The sequence below is a fragment of the Halostella pelagica genome (genome assembly GCF_004762015.1).
GTDB lineage: Archaea > Halobacteriota > Halobacteria > Halobacteriales > Natronoarchaeaceae > Halostella > Halostella pelagica.
Map to the genome: position 1 here is coordinate 26,680 of NZ_SJES01000008.1, position 16,867 is coordinate 43,546.

The following is a 16,867-nucleotide window of genomic DNA, read 5'->3' on the forward strand; positions in this document are numbered from 1 at the left end:
GTTACACACATCTGCGACCGACGCGTAATCGGGATTCTCTGTCCGCTCTCGGATGTTGTAGAACGCGTCGCTACTAGGAGTCTGTCGGTGGGTCGAGATACGTCTGCATCGTCTCGATGACGGTCTGGACGAAGTCCTCTTGCAACCGGCCCTGTCGGCGGACGATCGCGGCGTGTTTCGGTGAGGCGACCGCCCAGGGAGACGCGTAACTCTGCTTGGGCATTCCGCCTTCGACCCAGTCGGCCGACTCGATCGGGACGGTTGCGTCGTGTGGTGTCGTGGTCAGCGTGACTGTCATGTACTCCTCCTCACCGAATGGATGTGCGTCGTTATTGAGAATTAGCCATGGGCGCGGATTTTCAGCGGACTTGAACGGATCTGGTCCCCAGACGACATCACCGCGCTGATAGGTCATTCCTGATCCTCATCGTCGACGGCGTGCTCCACCCATTCATCCATATCCTCCTCGCCGAAGCGGTCGTTCGCAGCGCGCGTGCTCTCGAGCATGCTGCTGTACGCTGCGATGTCTTCGTCTTCGCCGAGTGTCCAGTAGTTGCCCTTGTGTCGAACGAGGTTCCGGTCCTCGAGGCGGGAGAGCACGACGCTGATACTCCCGGCTTTCACGTCGGTTGCATCGCGGATCTCGCTCTGCATGAACGCCTGGTCGGGATGCGCAGCGAGGAAGCGCATAACTCGCTCAGCGTTCGTTTCGCCGCCGTTCTGGAGTCGGTCCTCGGGGGCTGATTCGAATGTCTCGACGTCGATTGGCATATGTATTCATTGTCGCCGAGCGTATTAGGTATATCGGCGTATTTTTGGTCTAGAACAGGCTGTCGACACGCCCTCACAGTTTTCCCCGGGGTACTCATCCTGACTCGACAACGTGGTCGTCGAGGGTGCGCGCCCAGTAAGTCGCTGGCCCGCCAGGACCACAGCGGACACAGAGGTGTAGAGTGCCGTCGAGGTGGCCGAGTTCGACGCGAAAGGATGTGAGTGCCGGCAGCGTATCGACGATGCGTCCACAGCCGTCGCAGGCGTGGTAAACGAGTTCGTTTGAATCCCGCCGAGATTCTATTCGCATCCGCGACATCGGGCGACTACCTACTCGGTCTGCATCGTCAGTTCGTACGCGTCACCGCGGAACTCGAAGCGACGCGCGTCACTCTCGTAGCCGACGGCTGCGTCCGCGACATCCGCGTCAGTCCGCAACACGACAGCGTCGATGTTCGGCCCGCGGAACCCGAGCGTGTTCCGGAGACCGCGAACGGGTGATGGCCTAATTCGAAGTCCGCCTGACGGCATCACCTGCTCCGCGATGAGTCGTTCGTCCGCCGACGCCACGGGTTCGAGTGTGAGCGTTGCGTCCGGCGGATCTTGGCCGTCGCCATATCGGGGCGAGGTCACAGTCACGGTACGCCGGTCGATTTCGCTGGTCACGTCGTCCGTGGGCCGCACGCGGACCTGGTTCCCGCGGAGTTCGACGAGGGCTGCGCTCTGGTCCGCGGGATTCCCGTAGCCCGCGACGACGGCGTACCGACCGCCGCCGAGGTAGCCGTAGTTCCCGCCGAGGCCGCCGGCGTCGACTTCCGGAAGCGCCTCGCCGTGGTACGCGTTCAGCGTCCACGTCTTCGCGCCACCCGGTGGCAACATCCGGCAATCTGATGTGTGTACCCGGGGGCCGACGTGGAACCACTCCCCGTCCACGAGCTTATGGAGGTTCCAGTGACCACAGCCGACCGCCTCGCGGCTCTTGTTCACGACAGTGAACGCGACCTGTTCCGGGAGGCTGGCACGCTCTGTGCTCGGGTGAACGTACACGGGCGTGGACGCGTCGGCGTCATGATACCAATGGGTGCGAACCTCTTCGGAAATGGCTGGGACGTCGGTGCCCGCGAACCGTGATTCAGCTGTCGGTCCGGGCTTGTCCGTGTGCCACACGGCGAGGCGTAGGCCGGCGTCGTCGATGCCGCGGAACTCATAGACGCCCGTTGGTCTCCCCGTACCGACACCTTCGCCCCTCCCGACGACGACGTACTCTCCGTGCACCGTCTCGCCGGCATCGAGGCGGACCTGCTCCGGGAGCCACTGGTTAACTCCGTCAGCGAGTCGCCAGTACCCGTCCGAGGAGAGTTCCACCGCGGGCGCGTCCTCCACGAGGTCGTGGTTCTCGGTCGGCGCGAGCACGAGACCGGCGCGGTACGTCCAGTCGCCGTGAGCGAATTCGTCGCCGAACGGGTGCGGAATCCGACTCGTGAGTCGGCCGAACGGCGGCGTCCAGTGGATGTCGAACGTGTTCGCGTACTCGTTTTCGTTGGTGAGCGACGCCTTGAGCGTCGCGGGGTGGTCGCTCGTCGCGGTCTGCGAGAATCCTACCTGAATGCGCCCGTCGTCAGGCGTGTGGTAGCTTCCGGGCGTGAGTGCGTATGTTCGCGGCCCGGTCTGGAGGTCCACGATGGTCGCGTCGAACATCGATGACGGTCCGTCGCTCGCGGACGTGGTCGGCTCGTCGGTGGACGTGTCCGGGTGGTCGGTCGTGGTGGTCATACTCGTCTGCTGGGTCGTCGTGGACTGGGGCGAGGACTGGAGGATGCCGGTGCATCCGCTCAGTCCGGCGAGTCCGACGGATGCGAGGAAGGCTCGGCGGCGCATACTGGACGCGTCGGACAACAGTCAAAAGTACTTTGTGTAGGCTGAAACGGTGGTTTCAGGGTCTGCATACGTCGGTACAAGTGGTCACGTCACCAACCCGGACGACACGGCGATGCATTTCTCGGAAATCGTCCATTGGACTCGCGGCCGGGTCGATCCACCGGGCCATTCGAGACTCCCGTCACAGGCGTACCAGATTCGAGCCATCCCACGGCTTAATCGCCACCCCTCCGTTGGCGGTGATCTTTGCCACGTCCAGTACCCCCCAAATACTGGATGGCTCATCGTCCTGAGACGGTAGGCGTCGCGACCATCTCTCGTGACGCCTCGGGAGAGCCAACCGAGACAGTCGTGAAGCTACTCGATGTGGTCACGGCGCATTGATGAGATTCGAAGGGCTGGCGGTCCAGTATTCGGCGCATCGAGCGATCCATCACCTAACAGGCATCCCCGAATCGGTCCCTAGAGAGTCCTCGACTGACGGGTACGAACAGGTTTGATTCCGTGACCAATGAAGTGACAGTGACCGGTAGGACTCGTCGCACTGCTCGCACACACTGCCCCGGGCGTCAATAATCCACGTACTCATGAATGCTGGTCGGGAGGTAGCTGTTCAAGCGCGCTCTCCCAAATACCTCCGGTCATACCTGCTCTTTGATTTGGCCCCCCATATGGTATTCAGTGTATGGTATCTCGAATCCGTAGGGAATGGTGATGTCAGTCTATCCGGAGTCGGAACCAGCGACGAGATGTTCATCGAGATTACGCGTCCAGTACGTCGCAGGCCCGCCGGGACTACAGCGAGCACAAAGCTGTAGCGGTCCCTCGAGATGGCCGAGTTCCACACGGAACCGAGCGAGGGCCGCGAGTACGTCGACGACGAGTCCACACCCGTCGCAGGCATAGTGATCGCGCTCATCGGGATTGGGTCGCGCCTGAATTGCGCAGTCGACGCAGATTGGGTGGGTGACTCGCTCTTCTTTCCCCCAGGTATGGGCTTCACCGGCCTCGGCGCCGGGCAGTGCGTCGCAGAAGGCACAGCCGGCAAGCGTCTGCTGCATCAGGCCGTCTCCTCGCCGGCGTCGCGAGCGGCCGTCCAGCCTCGATGGAAGACAGCCAGTTGTCTGATCGAATCAAACGCAGCGCCACTGGGCGTATGGACGAGTACTCGCTCCTCCGCAACCGGAATGACCACTCCGTTATCGATGCAATCTGCGACGAGTCGTCTGGCTGTTGCCTCGTCGACGTCGTCGGTCTGAATCCGTGCAGCATCTCGGTCTTGGGCTACCAATTCCGCCTCAAACCGATTGTGATCGTCTGTTGTGTTGTCGATTGGGTCTGGATCTGTCATTGGAAGTCACGCGAGGGCACGTGTTTAAGCGCGCCGCGCGCCTCTCGGCGCTGATAAACCCCACTGCGGCGGTCGTCATTCGGTGAACTCACCGTGCAGCGCCTGGTCCGTCCTTCGCTGTTCTTACTGCCAGCTCGGCGACGTTGTTTGCTCCAAATAAGAAGAGATGATATATACTATCGCACTTTGAAGAGAGACGTATCGATGGAGATCCAGTTCCAGCACGCAAACCCGTATTCCGGGCGCGAGTCCGTACTCCTCCGGGTTGATGGGTTGCTCGCCGACCAAACAGTCTGCGTGCTCGTCGATGCTGGAGCGAACGTGTCGACTGCCGATCTCCTCGACGAGGACGCCAATGAGTATCTCTCCGCGGTCTGCTTGACGCACGCTCATCTCGATCACTACCAGTCGCTCGGAACGAACCTCGACCACGCCGCACCAGTGTACGCCGCCACTGATACCGCCCGGATGCTCGAAGACGTCTTCGCAGCAGGCGCGGACCACTACGAGCTATCGAATACAGACCGCGTGCTCGAGCAACTGGAACCGATTGCAGAATGGACACAGGTCGTTCCAGGGCTCCGTGTGCATCCTGTTCCGGCGGGGCACACGCCGGGCGCAGCGGGCTTCCTCTTCGACGTCACTGACGGCGACGAGCGACGAACGATTCTCGTCACCGGTGATTTCACGAACCGTCGCGCTGCCGGCTATCCCGGCTTCGATCCCGACCTGCCCGTGGACGTCGATGTTCTCGTACTCACGGCCGCAACCAGTGAGGCGTATGAATCGACGCTCACCGACGCTGTCGCCACGATCTGTGAACGCGTCCGGGCTGGCTCGACGGTTCTCACGACGGCCAGTGGCCTGACCGGGCTCAAGATGGCGTATCTTCTCGGGCATCTGGCCGATCACCGGGACGAGACGCTGCCGATCACGCTTGTGGGCCACGTCGCAAAACTCTACGACCGCCTCGACTATACCGTGCCGAACGTCGAGGCGACACCCGAGTTTGCTGACCCAACGGATGTACTGGCGGCGGACGGCGTGACGATTGCCGGGCCGGAGGTTCCGGTTGACGGGAGCGCCGAACGGCTCTTCGAGACGATTTCGGACGACCCTGGGGCAACACTCGTCCAGCTCATCAACGGCGGGAGTTCTCCGGTGACGAGCGCGGCGTGTACGACTCACCAGTTTTCGCTCAGCGATCACCCCACTCCGGAAACTCTTGACGGTGTCGTCGAGGGCCTCTCGCCAGTTCACGTGGTCATCACCCATCAACAGGGTGCGGCCGCGGACCAGTACAAGGACAAGTACGATAGTTTCGTCTGGGCGACCGACGACACGGCCTGCTATACGTTACTGGATGAGTCGGGCTGGACACCGCCGCCGTGGGTGACGGAATCGACAACTCGCCGCGTGCAGGCCGGAACGAACACGAGTGGGCGGCTGCTCGGCGACGCGGTAGGTGACGTGGAGATGCCACTCCCGAACGTCACGCGCGTTGATGACGTCGATCTCGGTGCGGAAGGCCTCGACCTGGAGCGGCTTCGTGATCGGCTCCCCACCGGACGCGTGGGACAGCCGCCGGACGGCGCCCGTGGCGACCAGCAGGATGATGACGGTAGTACGGCGGCCACAGACGGTGTGCGGGCCGACGGGATGTCCGGTGAGTGGCCGGGGACGACCGATGAATCGGATATCGAGACGGCACTCACGAGTCTTGACGCTCGGCTCGAGCGAATTGAAACGGCAGTGACCGAGCGAGGGATCGGTGCTCGGGTTGTCGATGCTGGCGATGACACCCTCCTGCTTCGACTCGACAACCCGCCAGAACACCTCGAACATGGCCAGCGGCTTCGCGTGCTGCTTCAAGACGAGGTGGTCTCGGAGAACGCTGCCGGGCAAGCTGACCGTGAGAGCTAATCGAACCCACGAGTCGATTCATGCACGGGGAGGATGGCCGCACCGTCACCGAGATGGGTGAGCATCGTCGTGCGGCGTACGCTGTTCGGCGAAACCGAATGGTCGCGATTGCTGGGCCACCTACTCGTCCCACAACTGGGTGATTCGCTCTTCGACCTCGTCGAGGACGAGTCTTAGCACGTCGCGATGGTCGGTTGGCCACGAGGCGTCGTCGCCGGGCGTCGGGGCGGTGGGTGGGAGATGGAAGTGGTCTCGCGTATTGTGGGGGTTCGGGTGACGGTCCCACCGGCACTCCCAGGCACGCTCCGGATGTACCTCCCGATAGTGGATTTTGAAATCGTCATTCGTGTACCAGCGGACAGTCAGGGTTGCCTCGTCGACGGTCGCTGGATAGTACGGCGACGCGAACCGGACGTACAGTTCGAGATGACCGCTCGCGTCCGTGATGGTCGCCTGTTCGACTTGGTTCGTGCCTCTGAGACGCGTCTGTAGAAACTCGAGGATCGGGCGATCGATGGGGGCAGGGCTGCCCCCATCGCCAGCTGGCGGTACCATCGCTAATCCTACCCGGAGGCCTGTTCGCCCTCGGTACCGGCGCGTTGCTGGCGGGCGCGTTCGTAGCGCTCGCGCTCTTCCCGAGCGGTTGCCCAGTCGCCGAGGTCACTGTACACGTCGTCGATCGTCTGCTCGTCGCTCCCCTCCGCCACGGCGACGGCGTCGACCGCGGCAGGTGTCGCGGCGTCGTACACCGCTTCGTAGTCGGTGATTCGCGTCGTCAGCTCGCGGACGCGTGCCTGTAGCTCTTCGACGGAGTGGTCCGCGGCGAGTTGGTTGATGCGTCGCCACTCGAAGTACGCGTCGTTGCGCTCGTAGGTGGCCGGATGCCCGTCGTGGCGCGTGACGATGCCGAGGTCGGCGAACCAGCCGAGGTACTTCCGGGCGGTCTTCGGGTCACAGTCGACGCGCTCCGTGATCGCGCTCGCGGTGGCGGGCTCGCGGGTCTGGAGGACCGTCCCGTAGATGCGTTGTTCGACGTCCTCGCCGCTGAAGGCGTCCTCAAACGGCGGCGGTCCATTCGTGGATTCTGAATCGACCATACGTGTTCTTGTGCCCCGATGGATATAGTTCTTGCTTCAGGGAATAGTTTCCCGGTCAACGCGGCGCATGGGCTACCCGCTGGGTAAAGTTGAGCGGAACACCATATTAACCAACAACTCCAGAAGGTCGGCGCGAATGTTGGTTAACCTGACGGGCTCAATCCCGTCGGCGCTCTCGAGTTGGTTTGACGCTAAACGTATCCGTATCGTCGACTGAGGCGTCGTGACTGCGATCCGATGCCAGCGATGATGACCGCGTGAGTCGGGTGATAAGATCCTCGCGAACAGCCTGCCGTCTGACTGTCGACTCGTGCCACCCGAGGCGCTCGTCGTAGTGGCGTTTCTGGAACGTTTCCCCGACATCGTCGACGGCAATGAACTGCGTTCGTTTCGCTCCCCACACGTTCGCGGAGACGTACTCTGCACCGACCTCTTCGTGGGTGAGTTCGACAAGGACGCACTCGACGAACGAGACGATCGATTCGCCACTTCGGGTATTCGGGACGGACAGGCGAAGATTCGACCAGGGCGATGTCGATGCGTCGTGATGGGCTGGTGCTCGGTCGATACCACGGTCTCGCTGATGCTGTCGCTCAGAATGCATACGTTGCTTCGGGGCAGTTCGAAACCCCGTCACCCCTCACGGGGAGGATAAACGCTACGTCGCGGTCTCGCCGTTACTCGGAGCCACTCCCGAACAACCGTTTTGTCCGGCCCCACACGGACGCTGTCTCGGACCCGTCATCGCCCTCACCAGCATCGACGAGCTGCTCTTCGTGGGTCCGGTCTGTCTCCCGATCACGATCTGCGAGTTCTTCCGTGAGCCGCTCGATCTCTGCTTCGAGTGTGTCGATACGGTCCTCCTTTTGTTCGAGCGTTGCCTCGAGTTCGTCGACACGGTCGGTCAATAGTCGGTTCTTCTCGATCAAATACGCGCGACTCCGGTTCGAGTCGTCACGTCCGGCATCCGTAGTCGACGTGCCTGAACTGACGTGGGATTGCGTGGACTGGTCGCCCGAGTCCGGATCATAGAACTCCGAGGTGTTCGCAATCGCTCGCTCGATGGTCTTCTCCCCGTACGTCGATCCATCGGCGTAGTGGACATCGTCCCACTTCTCCCGGAGAAGCCCTGACTGGCGGAAGAGCTGATCTACCCGCGTGTGGTCGCCGCCGGTCCAGAACGCCAGCAGATAGCACAGGGCCATGTCAGCCTCCGACTGGCTATCGTATCCGACCGTATTCCCGTTCCAGAGCCGCTCAAACTTCGTCCCGTTCGATGCGTTCGTTGCCTTCTCGAGAAGCTCCTCGTCCTCGAGGTCAACGTCAACCCCGCCTCCACCGTTCGTTTCTGACTGCTCGTCAGTAGCGCCACGTTGCTCGGACTCGGACTTCACATCGCTATCAGTGTCTTGGACGTACTCGCGGTGGATTGCCCCGAGCGCGTCTTGTCGGCGCGCGACGTGAGTGGGTGTCTCGGCGACGTGGTCGCCAGTAACGGTGAAAAAGCGCGCGGTGTCGTACAGTTCGATACTCCCGCGGCGGTTTCGGCCCTCCGGTAGCTCTCCGGTGATGAGCACGTGGTGGCCGGTGCCGGATGGCGAAATCTCCGTATAGGAGTCGAGTCGCTCGATGATGTCCAGCGCCGCGTCGTCGACGTCCCCGGTCTCGGGATCGCGGCAGTCATCGAGATCCACGCCAACAATCGGATCATCGTCAGTAAAGACGAAGCCAACGCCATCAGCATTCCCTGTTTCGACGTACTCAAGTGCCGTCTCGAAGCTGGCCCACGTATCTGGATCCGTCGACGAGGCGAATGCTCCTATCCCTGGCGTCACCGGTATCTTCGTCTGTTTGCCATCGCGCTCTTCTTCTTTCCAGCATACCCACTGCTCGCGTTCTCGCAAGCTAGCTGGCAGCGCTGCTGTGTCAATAGAGGTGTCAGAACTCATCGTTGATCTCTCCGAGGACCACCGACTGAATCCTCCGAACAAACTATATCATAACCCCGATACGACTGCCGATAATTGATATGCTGTCCGACCTGCCTGTCCCCGCACCGTTCTGCGGATGGAACCCAGTGTATACTAGTTGGTTTTGGCCGGGGATGTTGCGTGGACAGCACTCCCGTCATGCGATTTTGCGTGGACAGCTGTGTCCGTGGGGATTCCTTGGATGGACGGTCTGCGTGGACAGGTGAAGCAAATGCTGGATTCTGGCTGTGTGAGGGGCTATTTCGGAGAGAATCGCAGACGACATGCCATCGAACAGGGATACTCTCAGAAGCACTAACACAGTATATCATATTTCTGGTGTATTTTATGGATCGAGGAGGGTCTGTCCCTCTTCTGTCAGGGTAAGTCCGATGTAGAACTGTACGCGGTCACCGTCCACTCTGGACCGGTCGGTATCGAGGTTGACCACGTTCCGCAACTTCCGAGTGAACCAACCCTTGGTTGTCCCGTCGATATCGTGCTGGTCAGTCCATGTGGCGTACGCCTGAAACAGATCATCCTGTGGAACTTTGGCTCCATCGGCCTGCCTGACGTACATCGCTGTAAACGCTTCAACACCGTCGCCGTCCGGGTCGATGTCCATCGACTCGTCTTTCGATGACGAAACAGATGCATCGGCATCTAGTGAAGCATCCCCGCCAAGGCCGGTCGTCGAAATCTCTACCCGGCCTGAATCACCGGTTGAATCGTCCGGCCACAGCTCCTCGAGATCGGGATTCTTGGACAGCGCATACGTTTCTCCTTGCTGGAAAATCATTGGACTACCGTCAGCTGGCAAAATCAGCACGATGTAGCTGTCGCGCGAATAGTCTGCATCTGGTAGATCGACGTCGGGGATGAACGGCCGCTTGATCGGGGTCCAGTCTCTCTCGAAGTCGTCTTTCGAGTCATAGACGCAGGTATCTCCGGGTTTGTGGACGGTGTACTGGCCGGTTTCTCGATCGTGGCTATAGTAGGCCGGAACACCGTCTTTGGAGAGCGTCCCCTCGTCTGGAACGCGGGCGAACTCCGTATCGCCGTCTGAAAGCACGCGCTCGCCGTCATCGCGTGTCCAGACAGTCCGATTTGTGTCTCCGGTGTGTGGCCGAACTGCAGTTACTCCACCGTGAGCGGTCGCGCCACCGCCGAACATCACGATCTCGTCACGATTATAGAACTGCTCGGTACCGTCGGCCCGCTCTTGCACCGGCGGCGAGAGGATGTTCTCGATTCGCTTGGCCCACTTCGTGTCGGAGTCACCAGGACGGACGACGAAGAGCGGTATCCGGTCGGCCTCATGTGCTCGTTTGAGGTTCTGCAAGACTTTCGCGGGCCGGTCAGGTGTCGTCGTCTCGGCCTCGATATTGAAGTCGTCGTCGTGGTCAGGGTGGGTCGCGGTGGCGTCGGGTTGCTCACTCCCGTCCTGTTCGAGGATATCGACACTGAACCCGCGTTCGGTGAGCGCCGTCTCTGTATCCATGAGTACTGCATCGTGGCTCGTTCCGCCTGCCGATCCGACAGCCCCAGTCTCAGGCTGTACCGTCGTTTCCCCCTCGTCGGAGAGACGAGCGACGATGTCGTCGTTCTCCAGTTTGACTTCGAGTAACCGTGACGCTTCACGCACGTCCGGCAAGTCCTCGTACTCATAGTCAATATCAGGCTGGGTGTTCTCAAGGCGTACCGAGAGTTCTTCGTCGACGGCGGTGACGTCCACCCAGCCGTTTTCCGCCCGCACATCCTCACGTATTTGCACTGCACGAATTGCCTCCGCCATCGTTTCATCCAGTATCTTCGTCGGGTTGGCTGCCTCGTTGGCGTCGCTGTAGATGAGGGTCTGCATAATCTCAGCGTCGGTCAGCGGGTCGGTCCCGTACCGGTCTAAACTCTGCTCGATGATATCGTCGACCGCATCAGCCGACCGAAGCGGTGGATACGGCGGGAACGAACGGAGGAGGACGGGCTCGGAGTACCGACCGCCGTCAAGAGGTAGTTTCGTCCAGGCCTGATACTGGTCGGTCGAGATGAGGTCCTCTGCCGTGTAGTCTCGGAACCGCTTCATCAAGAGCTGGGCGTCGTCGACATCGTTCACCGAGAAGGCGATGAGGTTGTCGCAGTTGTTCTGCATCGCCTTGAGCGTCTCCTCGTCGAACTGTGATGGGTACTGGGAGGAAAGCGTCACGGAGAGTCGCATCGACCGGGCGCGGGCGAGCATCGACTCGATATCGAGGTTGTCACTCGCGATGTCGTCAAACTCGTCACAGAGGACAAAGTAGGGGTCCGGGTCGGTATCGCGTTCGTACGACCGTTGTTGAATTGCGCTCCAGAGGTTCCGCATCACGCCGAGCGTGACCATCTTCTTAATATCCGTGTTCTCGACGGGTGTGCGGACGATGACGATTCGGTCGTTGTCGATGATGTCGCGGAAGTCGATCGTGCTCTCGCGGTGGGAGATGATTCGCCGGATGACCGAATTTTCGACCCACGATTTGATCCGCTTGAGCAGCGGTCGGACTGTCTCGTCGTCCATCCGTGCGATTTCTATACAGAATTCGCGCACATACGGATCGTCGACGTCGAGGGCGAACTCTTCGCGCCGTTCGGCGTTCAACAGCGTGAAGTACATATCGATCACCGAGAACGATTTCTCGGATTGCATCATCGCCCGGCCCATCGACTCCGTGATTGACTCCATGTTGATCCCCCAGTACTCGTCCGTATCGAAGATCGCCTTCAGATTCTCAATACGATTCTCAATCTCGTTTTCGCGTTCCTCCTCGGTATTGCAGTCGGGAACCTCGAGGAAGTTCAGTCCGACCGTCTTATCGTGTTCTGACGATCCAGGCTCGATCCAGACGACGTCGTCCAGACGGTCTTCGGGGAGTTTCCGCAGGAGTTCACGGGAGTCGCGACCTTTCGGGTCGAAGTATACGAAGCCGTAGCCTGAATACGCCCACTGGATCATCATATTCAGGAGCTCGGTGGTTTTTCCGTAGCCGGTGGTGCCCGTAATCCAGATGTGACGGAAGAGCGACTCGAAACGGAGCGGTGCTTCACGAAAGCCTCGTTGCGCGTCCTCGTCGTAGCCGATCCAGAGTGGGGCGGGCGAGGTATCAACTCCTGATTCGAACATCTCGCGGACGTGCGACCCTGCGACAGTGCCCTCACCTGCTGTTTCGGTGATGACGGACTTCCCACCAACGTAGGCCGTGTCTCGCTCACTGATATCGTACGTTTCTCCGAGTCGGGTCTGGGAAGCCGATAGTGAATCGGACGTTGATCGCTCGTCTCCGTTGGTTTGCGAATTGGAATCTACGTCCTCGTCTTCTGTGGGCTGCTCGGACGAGGGAGGCGACTCCTCGGAGTCGTCACGATCGAAGAATCGGTCAAACACCATTGTGTCCTCTGTTGTCAGCATTGCGTTCGTTGGCATCTCCGCTGTCGGTGGGCGGTTCGTATTGGCCTGCGTCGGCGGGCACGCGGTCACCGCGTTGCGTGTAGCGCCAGTCGATGTTCGGCGTCTCGATCTCGTTGTTCGGGATGTGTGCGACGCCGGCGAGTTCGTCGACAGTCATGATCATCCGCCGGTCAGTCCACTCGCGGTCAGCCATCCGGGTGATATGCTGGCGGAGTTGACTCGCATGCTTGGCTTCCTTCCGATGCCACACCGGCGTATCGTCGAGACCCTGCTCGGTGATCGCGTTGTAGTACTTTCTGAACATCCCGGCCACCCCACGGGCACGGGCCTCGGCCTCGTCCTTATCTGCTGAAATTGCGACCACACGGATGTTGACGTGGAATGCCTGCTGGCCGCGCTGCTGCTCGATAGTTTTCGCCGCCTGCTTGTCCTTCTCACTTGCTGGCCGTGTACGAGGATTGAGCCAGCCGACCGACGTTCCCTGCCGGAGTGCGTGGGCGAGGTCGTCGACGCTGTTGTGCTTGAACCGGTCGCCACCGGTCCAGGACTGCTTGGCCGGTCGAAAGACGACTTGCGTGATGACCTTGCTGTCGTCGAGCGAGAGCATCTCGCTCGTGATCTCGCCATATGGATCCGTCTCCCACTCCTCGCTGTTGTGATGGCGAATCGGGTAATAGGGGAGCTTCTCCATCTCCAGCCACGCGCCAGCGACATACTCGTCGGGCTCAATGACGGGGAAGGCAGCCCCACCTTCGACGGGGAACACCTCGCTGTTTGCGTAGTTGTTCCCAACGCGGCGGCGAAACTTGTCGGCGGCCGCCTCGGTCGCAGCGTGCATGTAGAACTTGATCTTCCCCTCGTCGAACCAAACCTCAAACGAATGATGGTCGCTCGTGTTCTTCCCCCGGAAGTTCGTCGTCACGTCGTGAACGGACTGTAGGAGACCGGCGCCGTCGACGATGCCTTGGTTCTCTTTGAACGGGCGAATCCTGAGAAGGATACCCGGCGCACTTTCTGGGTACTGGACGAACGGCTCTTCGAGCTCCAGCTGTGTTGCGTCGTACTGCGGGTTGCCGCCCAAGAGCGGGCTAAACATCATCAGTACCCTCCTCATCGGACTGGACAGCGTCGTCTCCGCCGTCAGCGAGGGCGGATGCCTTCACCGTGCCGTTCTGCCGTGCGTTCGCGACGACCGCTTCGACGATCTCGTCCTCGGTGAACCCCTCATCAAGAATGCGAGTGGCCTCTTCCTCGCAGAGGTCGTAACGGTTGGTGAGCGCGTTCATCTGCGCCTGATCCTCCACGAATCCCTCGAAGTCGACGAGGTCCTCGGGTTCGGCACTTATCGTCTGCTGGATGAACTCGCGATCGTCGGGTTCGTAGTCAATGACGCGCTTCTCGAACTCGTCAGCGACGACGTGCAGCGGGTACGTCCCGTGTTCTTCGACGCGGACGAGTGCCTGACTGTATCCGAGGTCCTCCTTGCCTGCGTCGGCCCCACGGACGTACTGGCGCTGCTCACGCGTGAGCCCGATCTTGTCGGCCGTCTCGTCATCCAAGTCGGGCAGTTTGTGGAAGACTTTGATGGGGCACATACCAAGAATTTTCTCGGCCTGGTCGGTCTCGTAGAACTCCTGGGCGGTCTGGGATAGCAGTACCATCCGCAGGCCGGCGTGGCGCTGGTGGCGGAACGCCGTTTCGAGGAAATCGAGATTCGCCTGATCCTCGAACAGGTAGTGGGCCTCGTCGATGGCGAGTTCGACGTTTCGATCGGTCTTTTTCGCCTGCTGGTAGACCGTCGACAAGAGCAGCTGCATCAGGAACGTCTGGCGGTCGATTCCCGACGCACTCCCCTCGATCTGCCCGAGATCGATGTAAACGACCTTGTTGTCGCCTTCGAGGATGTCGATCTCCGACCGCTCAGAGAGGTTGGCGTACGCACCACCGTCACGGAACGGCTGGAATGCGATTGCGAGTTCGTCGGCATACTTGGCGGCGCGTTCGCGAGCAGATTCGGACGCTGCGATGTTGTGCTCGTCGGGATGGTCGGCAATATCCGCGAGGATACGATGGACGTCCGTCATCGTCGGCGAGTTCTCCGGGGTGTGAGTGCTGACGTCGTCCTCGACGATACCGGCCTGTCGGTACGCCTCGTCGATGACGTACGAGAGAACGCCCGTTTCGGTTCCGAGGTTGATATCGCGAGCGGTCAGGAAGTTCTCGAGGACGGCGTAGACCTCGTCTTTCTTCGCGGACAACGGTGAGATACCGTCCTCGGATTCGAGCACCTCCTGGGGCGTCTCACGGATTTCCAGGGGATTCAGCTGTGTGTCGCCCCCGACAGAGATCGTCTTCGCGTTCAGCGCGTCGGCGATGCCTTTGAACCCACCAACCGGGTCGATCATCACGAGCATCGTCTCCTGCTGGCGCTTCATCATCCGCAGGTGGCGCATGATATCCCCGAACGTCTTCCCCGCACCGGGCATTCCGACGACGAGTTCGCTATGGCCGGTTTCGAGCTCCCAAGGATTGATCTGGACAGGTGAGCCGTTGTGTCCATGGTAGCCGTACTCGACACCCTCGTCCATCATCATATAGTTCGAACTGAACGGGAACATCGCGCCGACCGCCTGGTTCGTCAGCGTCGACATCCGGTCGCGACCAAGCTCATTCTGACCGAGGGGCGAGACAGTCGCAAGCCCTTTCTCTTGCCAGCGGTTCGCGACTTTGAGTGTACAGTTCGCGGGCGCGTCCTTTATAATCGAGCGCAACCGCGTCGACTGGTTGTCGAGTTCCTGCTTGCTCTCGGCAGAGAGTCGGATGAAGACGCCACCACGGTAGAACGACGCCTTGTTCGCGCGGACGAGCGACCGCATGAACTTCCCACGGTCAATGTCTTCCTGGAGGTCTTCGGCTTTGAGGCTGTTCGAGTCGTGCTGGTTGACCTTCAAATCCGAAATCCAGTCGGCCATCATGTCCTCGGCCGACTGATTGTCGAACGGATCGAGATGGATGCTGATGTCCGTCTGTAGGTCGGTCTCCAGCAATAATCGCTCGAGCATCCCGTCGGCAGGTTCCTCCGGGAACTGCTCGATCCAGAACGTCCGGACATACGTTTCGTCGTTGATGACGGCGTAGGTCGTCTCCCAGTCGACTGTCGACGGCGCGATAATCGATTGGTGGATCGTCGACGTGTCGTCAAGCCGGTCCTCGAAGGAGATATCCGTCTCGTCGTCCGTTTCTGACGCGTTGCTGCCCTCGTCGTCAAGATCATCGACGGAGACGTCCCACTTGTCGCGCTCTTGGTCGTGACCGTTGGTCGAAGTGCCACGCCTGCTGTACTGGCCATCGTCCATCGCGTCGACGACGTCGTCTGGGTCTGGCGTCGACGGTACGTCATCGCTGATACCGTGTGCAACGACCGGGAACGTGCCGATCGCGTCAGTGATGTCACCGTACTCCTCAGTACGTCCCGTCCAGTATTCCTTCGTCACACGGGTGAGGTCGTAGGCGTCGACGGGACTGACGGAGCAGCGGTAGAGCGATGATCCGCCCCGGCGGATCTGTCCAAGCCGGGATTCCAGCTTGTCCTCTTTGAGGCGGTCGCGTTCGGCCTCGGAGAGACCGTCGGTCTGGAATCGACCAAACACGCGCCCCAGGACAGGGATATTGGCGAGGTAGGCGAGCACGCTATCACCGGTTTCGTCGAGCTGTTCGACGTCGGCGTCGCGAACAGCGGTGATGATGTAGTATTCGCGGATGGTCGTACTCTCGGAGTCGATATCGCCGTTCTGATCGGTGTTGGTGGTGATGTACTCTTCAAGCAGCCGTTTGAGGACTGGCCGCGAGCGGACATCGGCGTCACCGAGGCGACGCTGGTGGCCGCGGACGACGTCGTCCTGGTCGACCTCTCGGCTAGTGAGATAGAACTTCACGGGGAAGTCGATGGTCGCGTTGACGAACTCGGAGAGCGATTGGACGGCTTTCGCCCACGCCTCATCGTCTTCGAGCGCCATATTCGCCGGTTCAACTTTCATTGCACCGACGAGCGCGCCGTCTGACCGCTCGATGGCGTGCGGGAAGACTTGCCCAACTCGGGTCAGGTAGCGGACCTCGCTACTGTCCTCCCCGTGAGTGTACTCCTTGTTCTTGACCGCCCAACCGAGGCGGGCGGCCAGCCACTCGGTGAGCCACAGGTAGGAGGGCTTCACCTTGTGGAGTAATCCCAGGAGGAGCCCGAGCATGATGCCGAACCCGAGGATTGGGATCGTAAAGGTGGCCGGGACGAGCGCTGCGCCGATGAGCGTGACGAACGCCACGCCGACGAACAGCATGATCTCGCCGATGGTATACCCCTGGAAGAACGCGGTCGTCCCGCCCAGGGACTGGTGAATTCGTCGGGCACTATACTCGTGATCGTCAGTGTTCGTACTCATGAATC

General features: G+C 60.7%; 13 protein-coding genes and 1 pseudogene. 1 reads left to right on the plus strand and 13 read right to left on the minus strand.

All coding sequences use genetic code 11. The features are described from left to right. Positions 1-73: 73 nt before the first annotated feature. The 6 genes and pseudogenes from EYW42_RS16250 to EYW42_RS16275 all read right to left on the minus strand — a co-directional run bounded on the left by EYW42_RS16250 (position 74) and on the right by EYW42_RS16275 (position 4,000). On the minus strand, positions 74-415 hold the full coding sequence (locus tag EYW42_RS16250; RefSeq protein ID WP_135536410.1) for a type II toxin-antitoxin system PemK/MazF family toxin: 342 nt from the start codon (positions 413-415) through the stop codon (positions 74-76). Next, positions 412-771: a MarR family transcriptional regulator gene (locus EYW42_RS16255; RefSeq protein WP_135536412.1), complete on the minus strand. Its 360-nt coding sequence runs from the start codon at positions 769-771 to the stop codon at positions 412-414. Before EYW42_RS16255 ends, EYW42_RS16250 begins: the two co-directional genes overlap by 4 nt. 94 nt (positions 772-865) lie before the next feature. Further along, positions 866-1,075: pseudogene (locus EYW42_RS20715) on the minus strand (DUF7558 family protein); the annotation flags it as partial. A 26-nt stretch (positions 1,076-1,101) separates the two neighbouring features. Next, a complete protein-coding gene (locus EYW42_RS16265; RefSeq protein WP_135536416.1) occupies positions 1,102-2,649 on the minus strand; it encodes a hypothetical protein in 1,548 nt (515 codons plus the stop codon). Between the two features lie 722 nt (positions 2,650-3,371). Further along, positions 3,372-3,710, minus strand: coding sequence for a DUF7558 family protein (locus EYW42_RS16270; protein ID WP_135536418.1), 339 nt, complete (start codon positions 3,708-3,710; stop codon positions 3,372-3,374). Beyond that, on the minus strand, positions 3,710-4,000 hold the full coding sequence (locus EYW42_RS16275) for a hypothetical protein (protein WP_135536420.1): 291 nt from the start codon (positions 3,998-4,000) through the stop codon (positions 3,710-3,712). The genes EYW42_RS16270 and EYW42_RS16275 overlap by 1 nt, the downstream gene beginning before the upstream one ends. Positions 4,001-4,204: 204 nt before the next feature. On the opposite strand from EYW42_RS16275, the gene EYW42_RS16280 reads away from it, so the two are divergent. Continuing rightward, complete coding sequence (locus EYW42_RS16280) at positions 4,205-5,923, plus strand: MBL fold metallo-hydrolase (RefSeq protein ID WP_135536422.1); 1,719 nt, start codon at positions 4,205-4,207, stop codon at positions 5,921-5,923. A 120-nt stretch (positions 5,924-6,043) separates the two neighbouring features. On the opposite strand, the gene EYW42_RS16285 is transcribed toward EYW42_RS16280, so the two are convergent. The 7 genes from EYW42_RS16285 to EYW42_RS16315 all read right to left on the minus strand — a co-directional run bounded on the left by EYW42_RS16285 (position 6,044) and on the right by EYW42_RS16315 (position 16,862). Further along, the gene (locus EYW42_RS16285; RefSeq protein WP_135536424.1) at positions 6,044-6,478 is read right to left on the minus strand and encodes a hypothetical protein; all 435 of its coding nucleotides are present in this window, start codon (positions 6,476-6,478) and stop codon (positions 6,044-6,046) included. An 8-nt stretch (positions 6,479-6,486) separates the two neighbouring features. Beyond that, positions 6,487-7,020, minus strand: coding sequence for a DUF7342 family protein (locus tag EYW42_RS16290; protein WP_135536426.1), 534 nt, complete (start codon positions 7,018-7,020; stop codon positions 6,487-6,489). Between the two features lie 157 nt (positions 7,021-7,177). Further along, entirely contained in the window at positions 7,178-7,624 is a 447-nt protein-coding gene (locus EYW42_RS16295; RefSeq protein WP_135536428.1) for a hypothetical protein, read from the minus strand. 73 nt (positions 7,625-7,697) lie between these two features. Then, positions 7,698-8,969 carry a phage NrS-1 polymerase family protein gene (locus tag EYW42_RS16300; protein ID WP_135536430.1) on the minus strand — a complete coding sequence of 424 codons (1,272 nt, stop codon included), beginning with the start codon at positions 8,967-8,969 and terminating at the stop codon, positions 7,698-7,700. 367 nt (positions 8,970-9,336) lie between these two features. Further along, on the minus strand, positions 9,337-12,405 hold the full coding sequence (locus tag EYW42_RS16305; protein ID WP_135536623.1) for a TraM recognition domain-containing protein: 3,069 nt from the start codon (positions 12,403-12,405) through the stop codon (positions 9,337-9,339). Further along, positions 12,395-13,522 (minus strand): hypothetical protein, encoded by a 1,128-nt coding sequence (locus EYW42_RS16310; protein WP_135536625.1) that lies wholly within the window; start codon positions 13,520-13,522, stop codon positions 12,395-12,397. The genes EYW42_RS16305 and EYW42_RS16310 overlap by 11 nt, the downstream gene beginning before the upstream one ends. After that, the gene (locus EYW42_RS16315; RefSeq protein ID WP_135536432.1) at positions 13,515-16,862 is read right to left on the minus strand and encodes a VirB4 family type IV secretion system protein; all 3,348 of its coding nucleotides are present in this window, start codon (positions 16,860-16,862) and stop codon (positions 13,515-13,517) included. The genes EYW42_RS16310 and EYW42_RS16315 overlap by 8 nt, the downstream gene beginning before the upstream one ends. Positions 16,863-16,867: the final 5 nt, after the last annotated feature.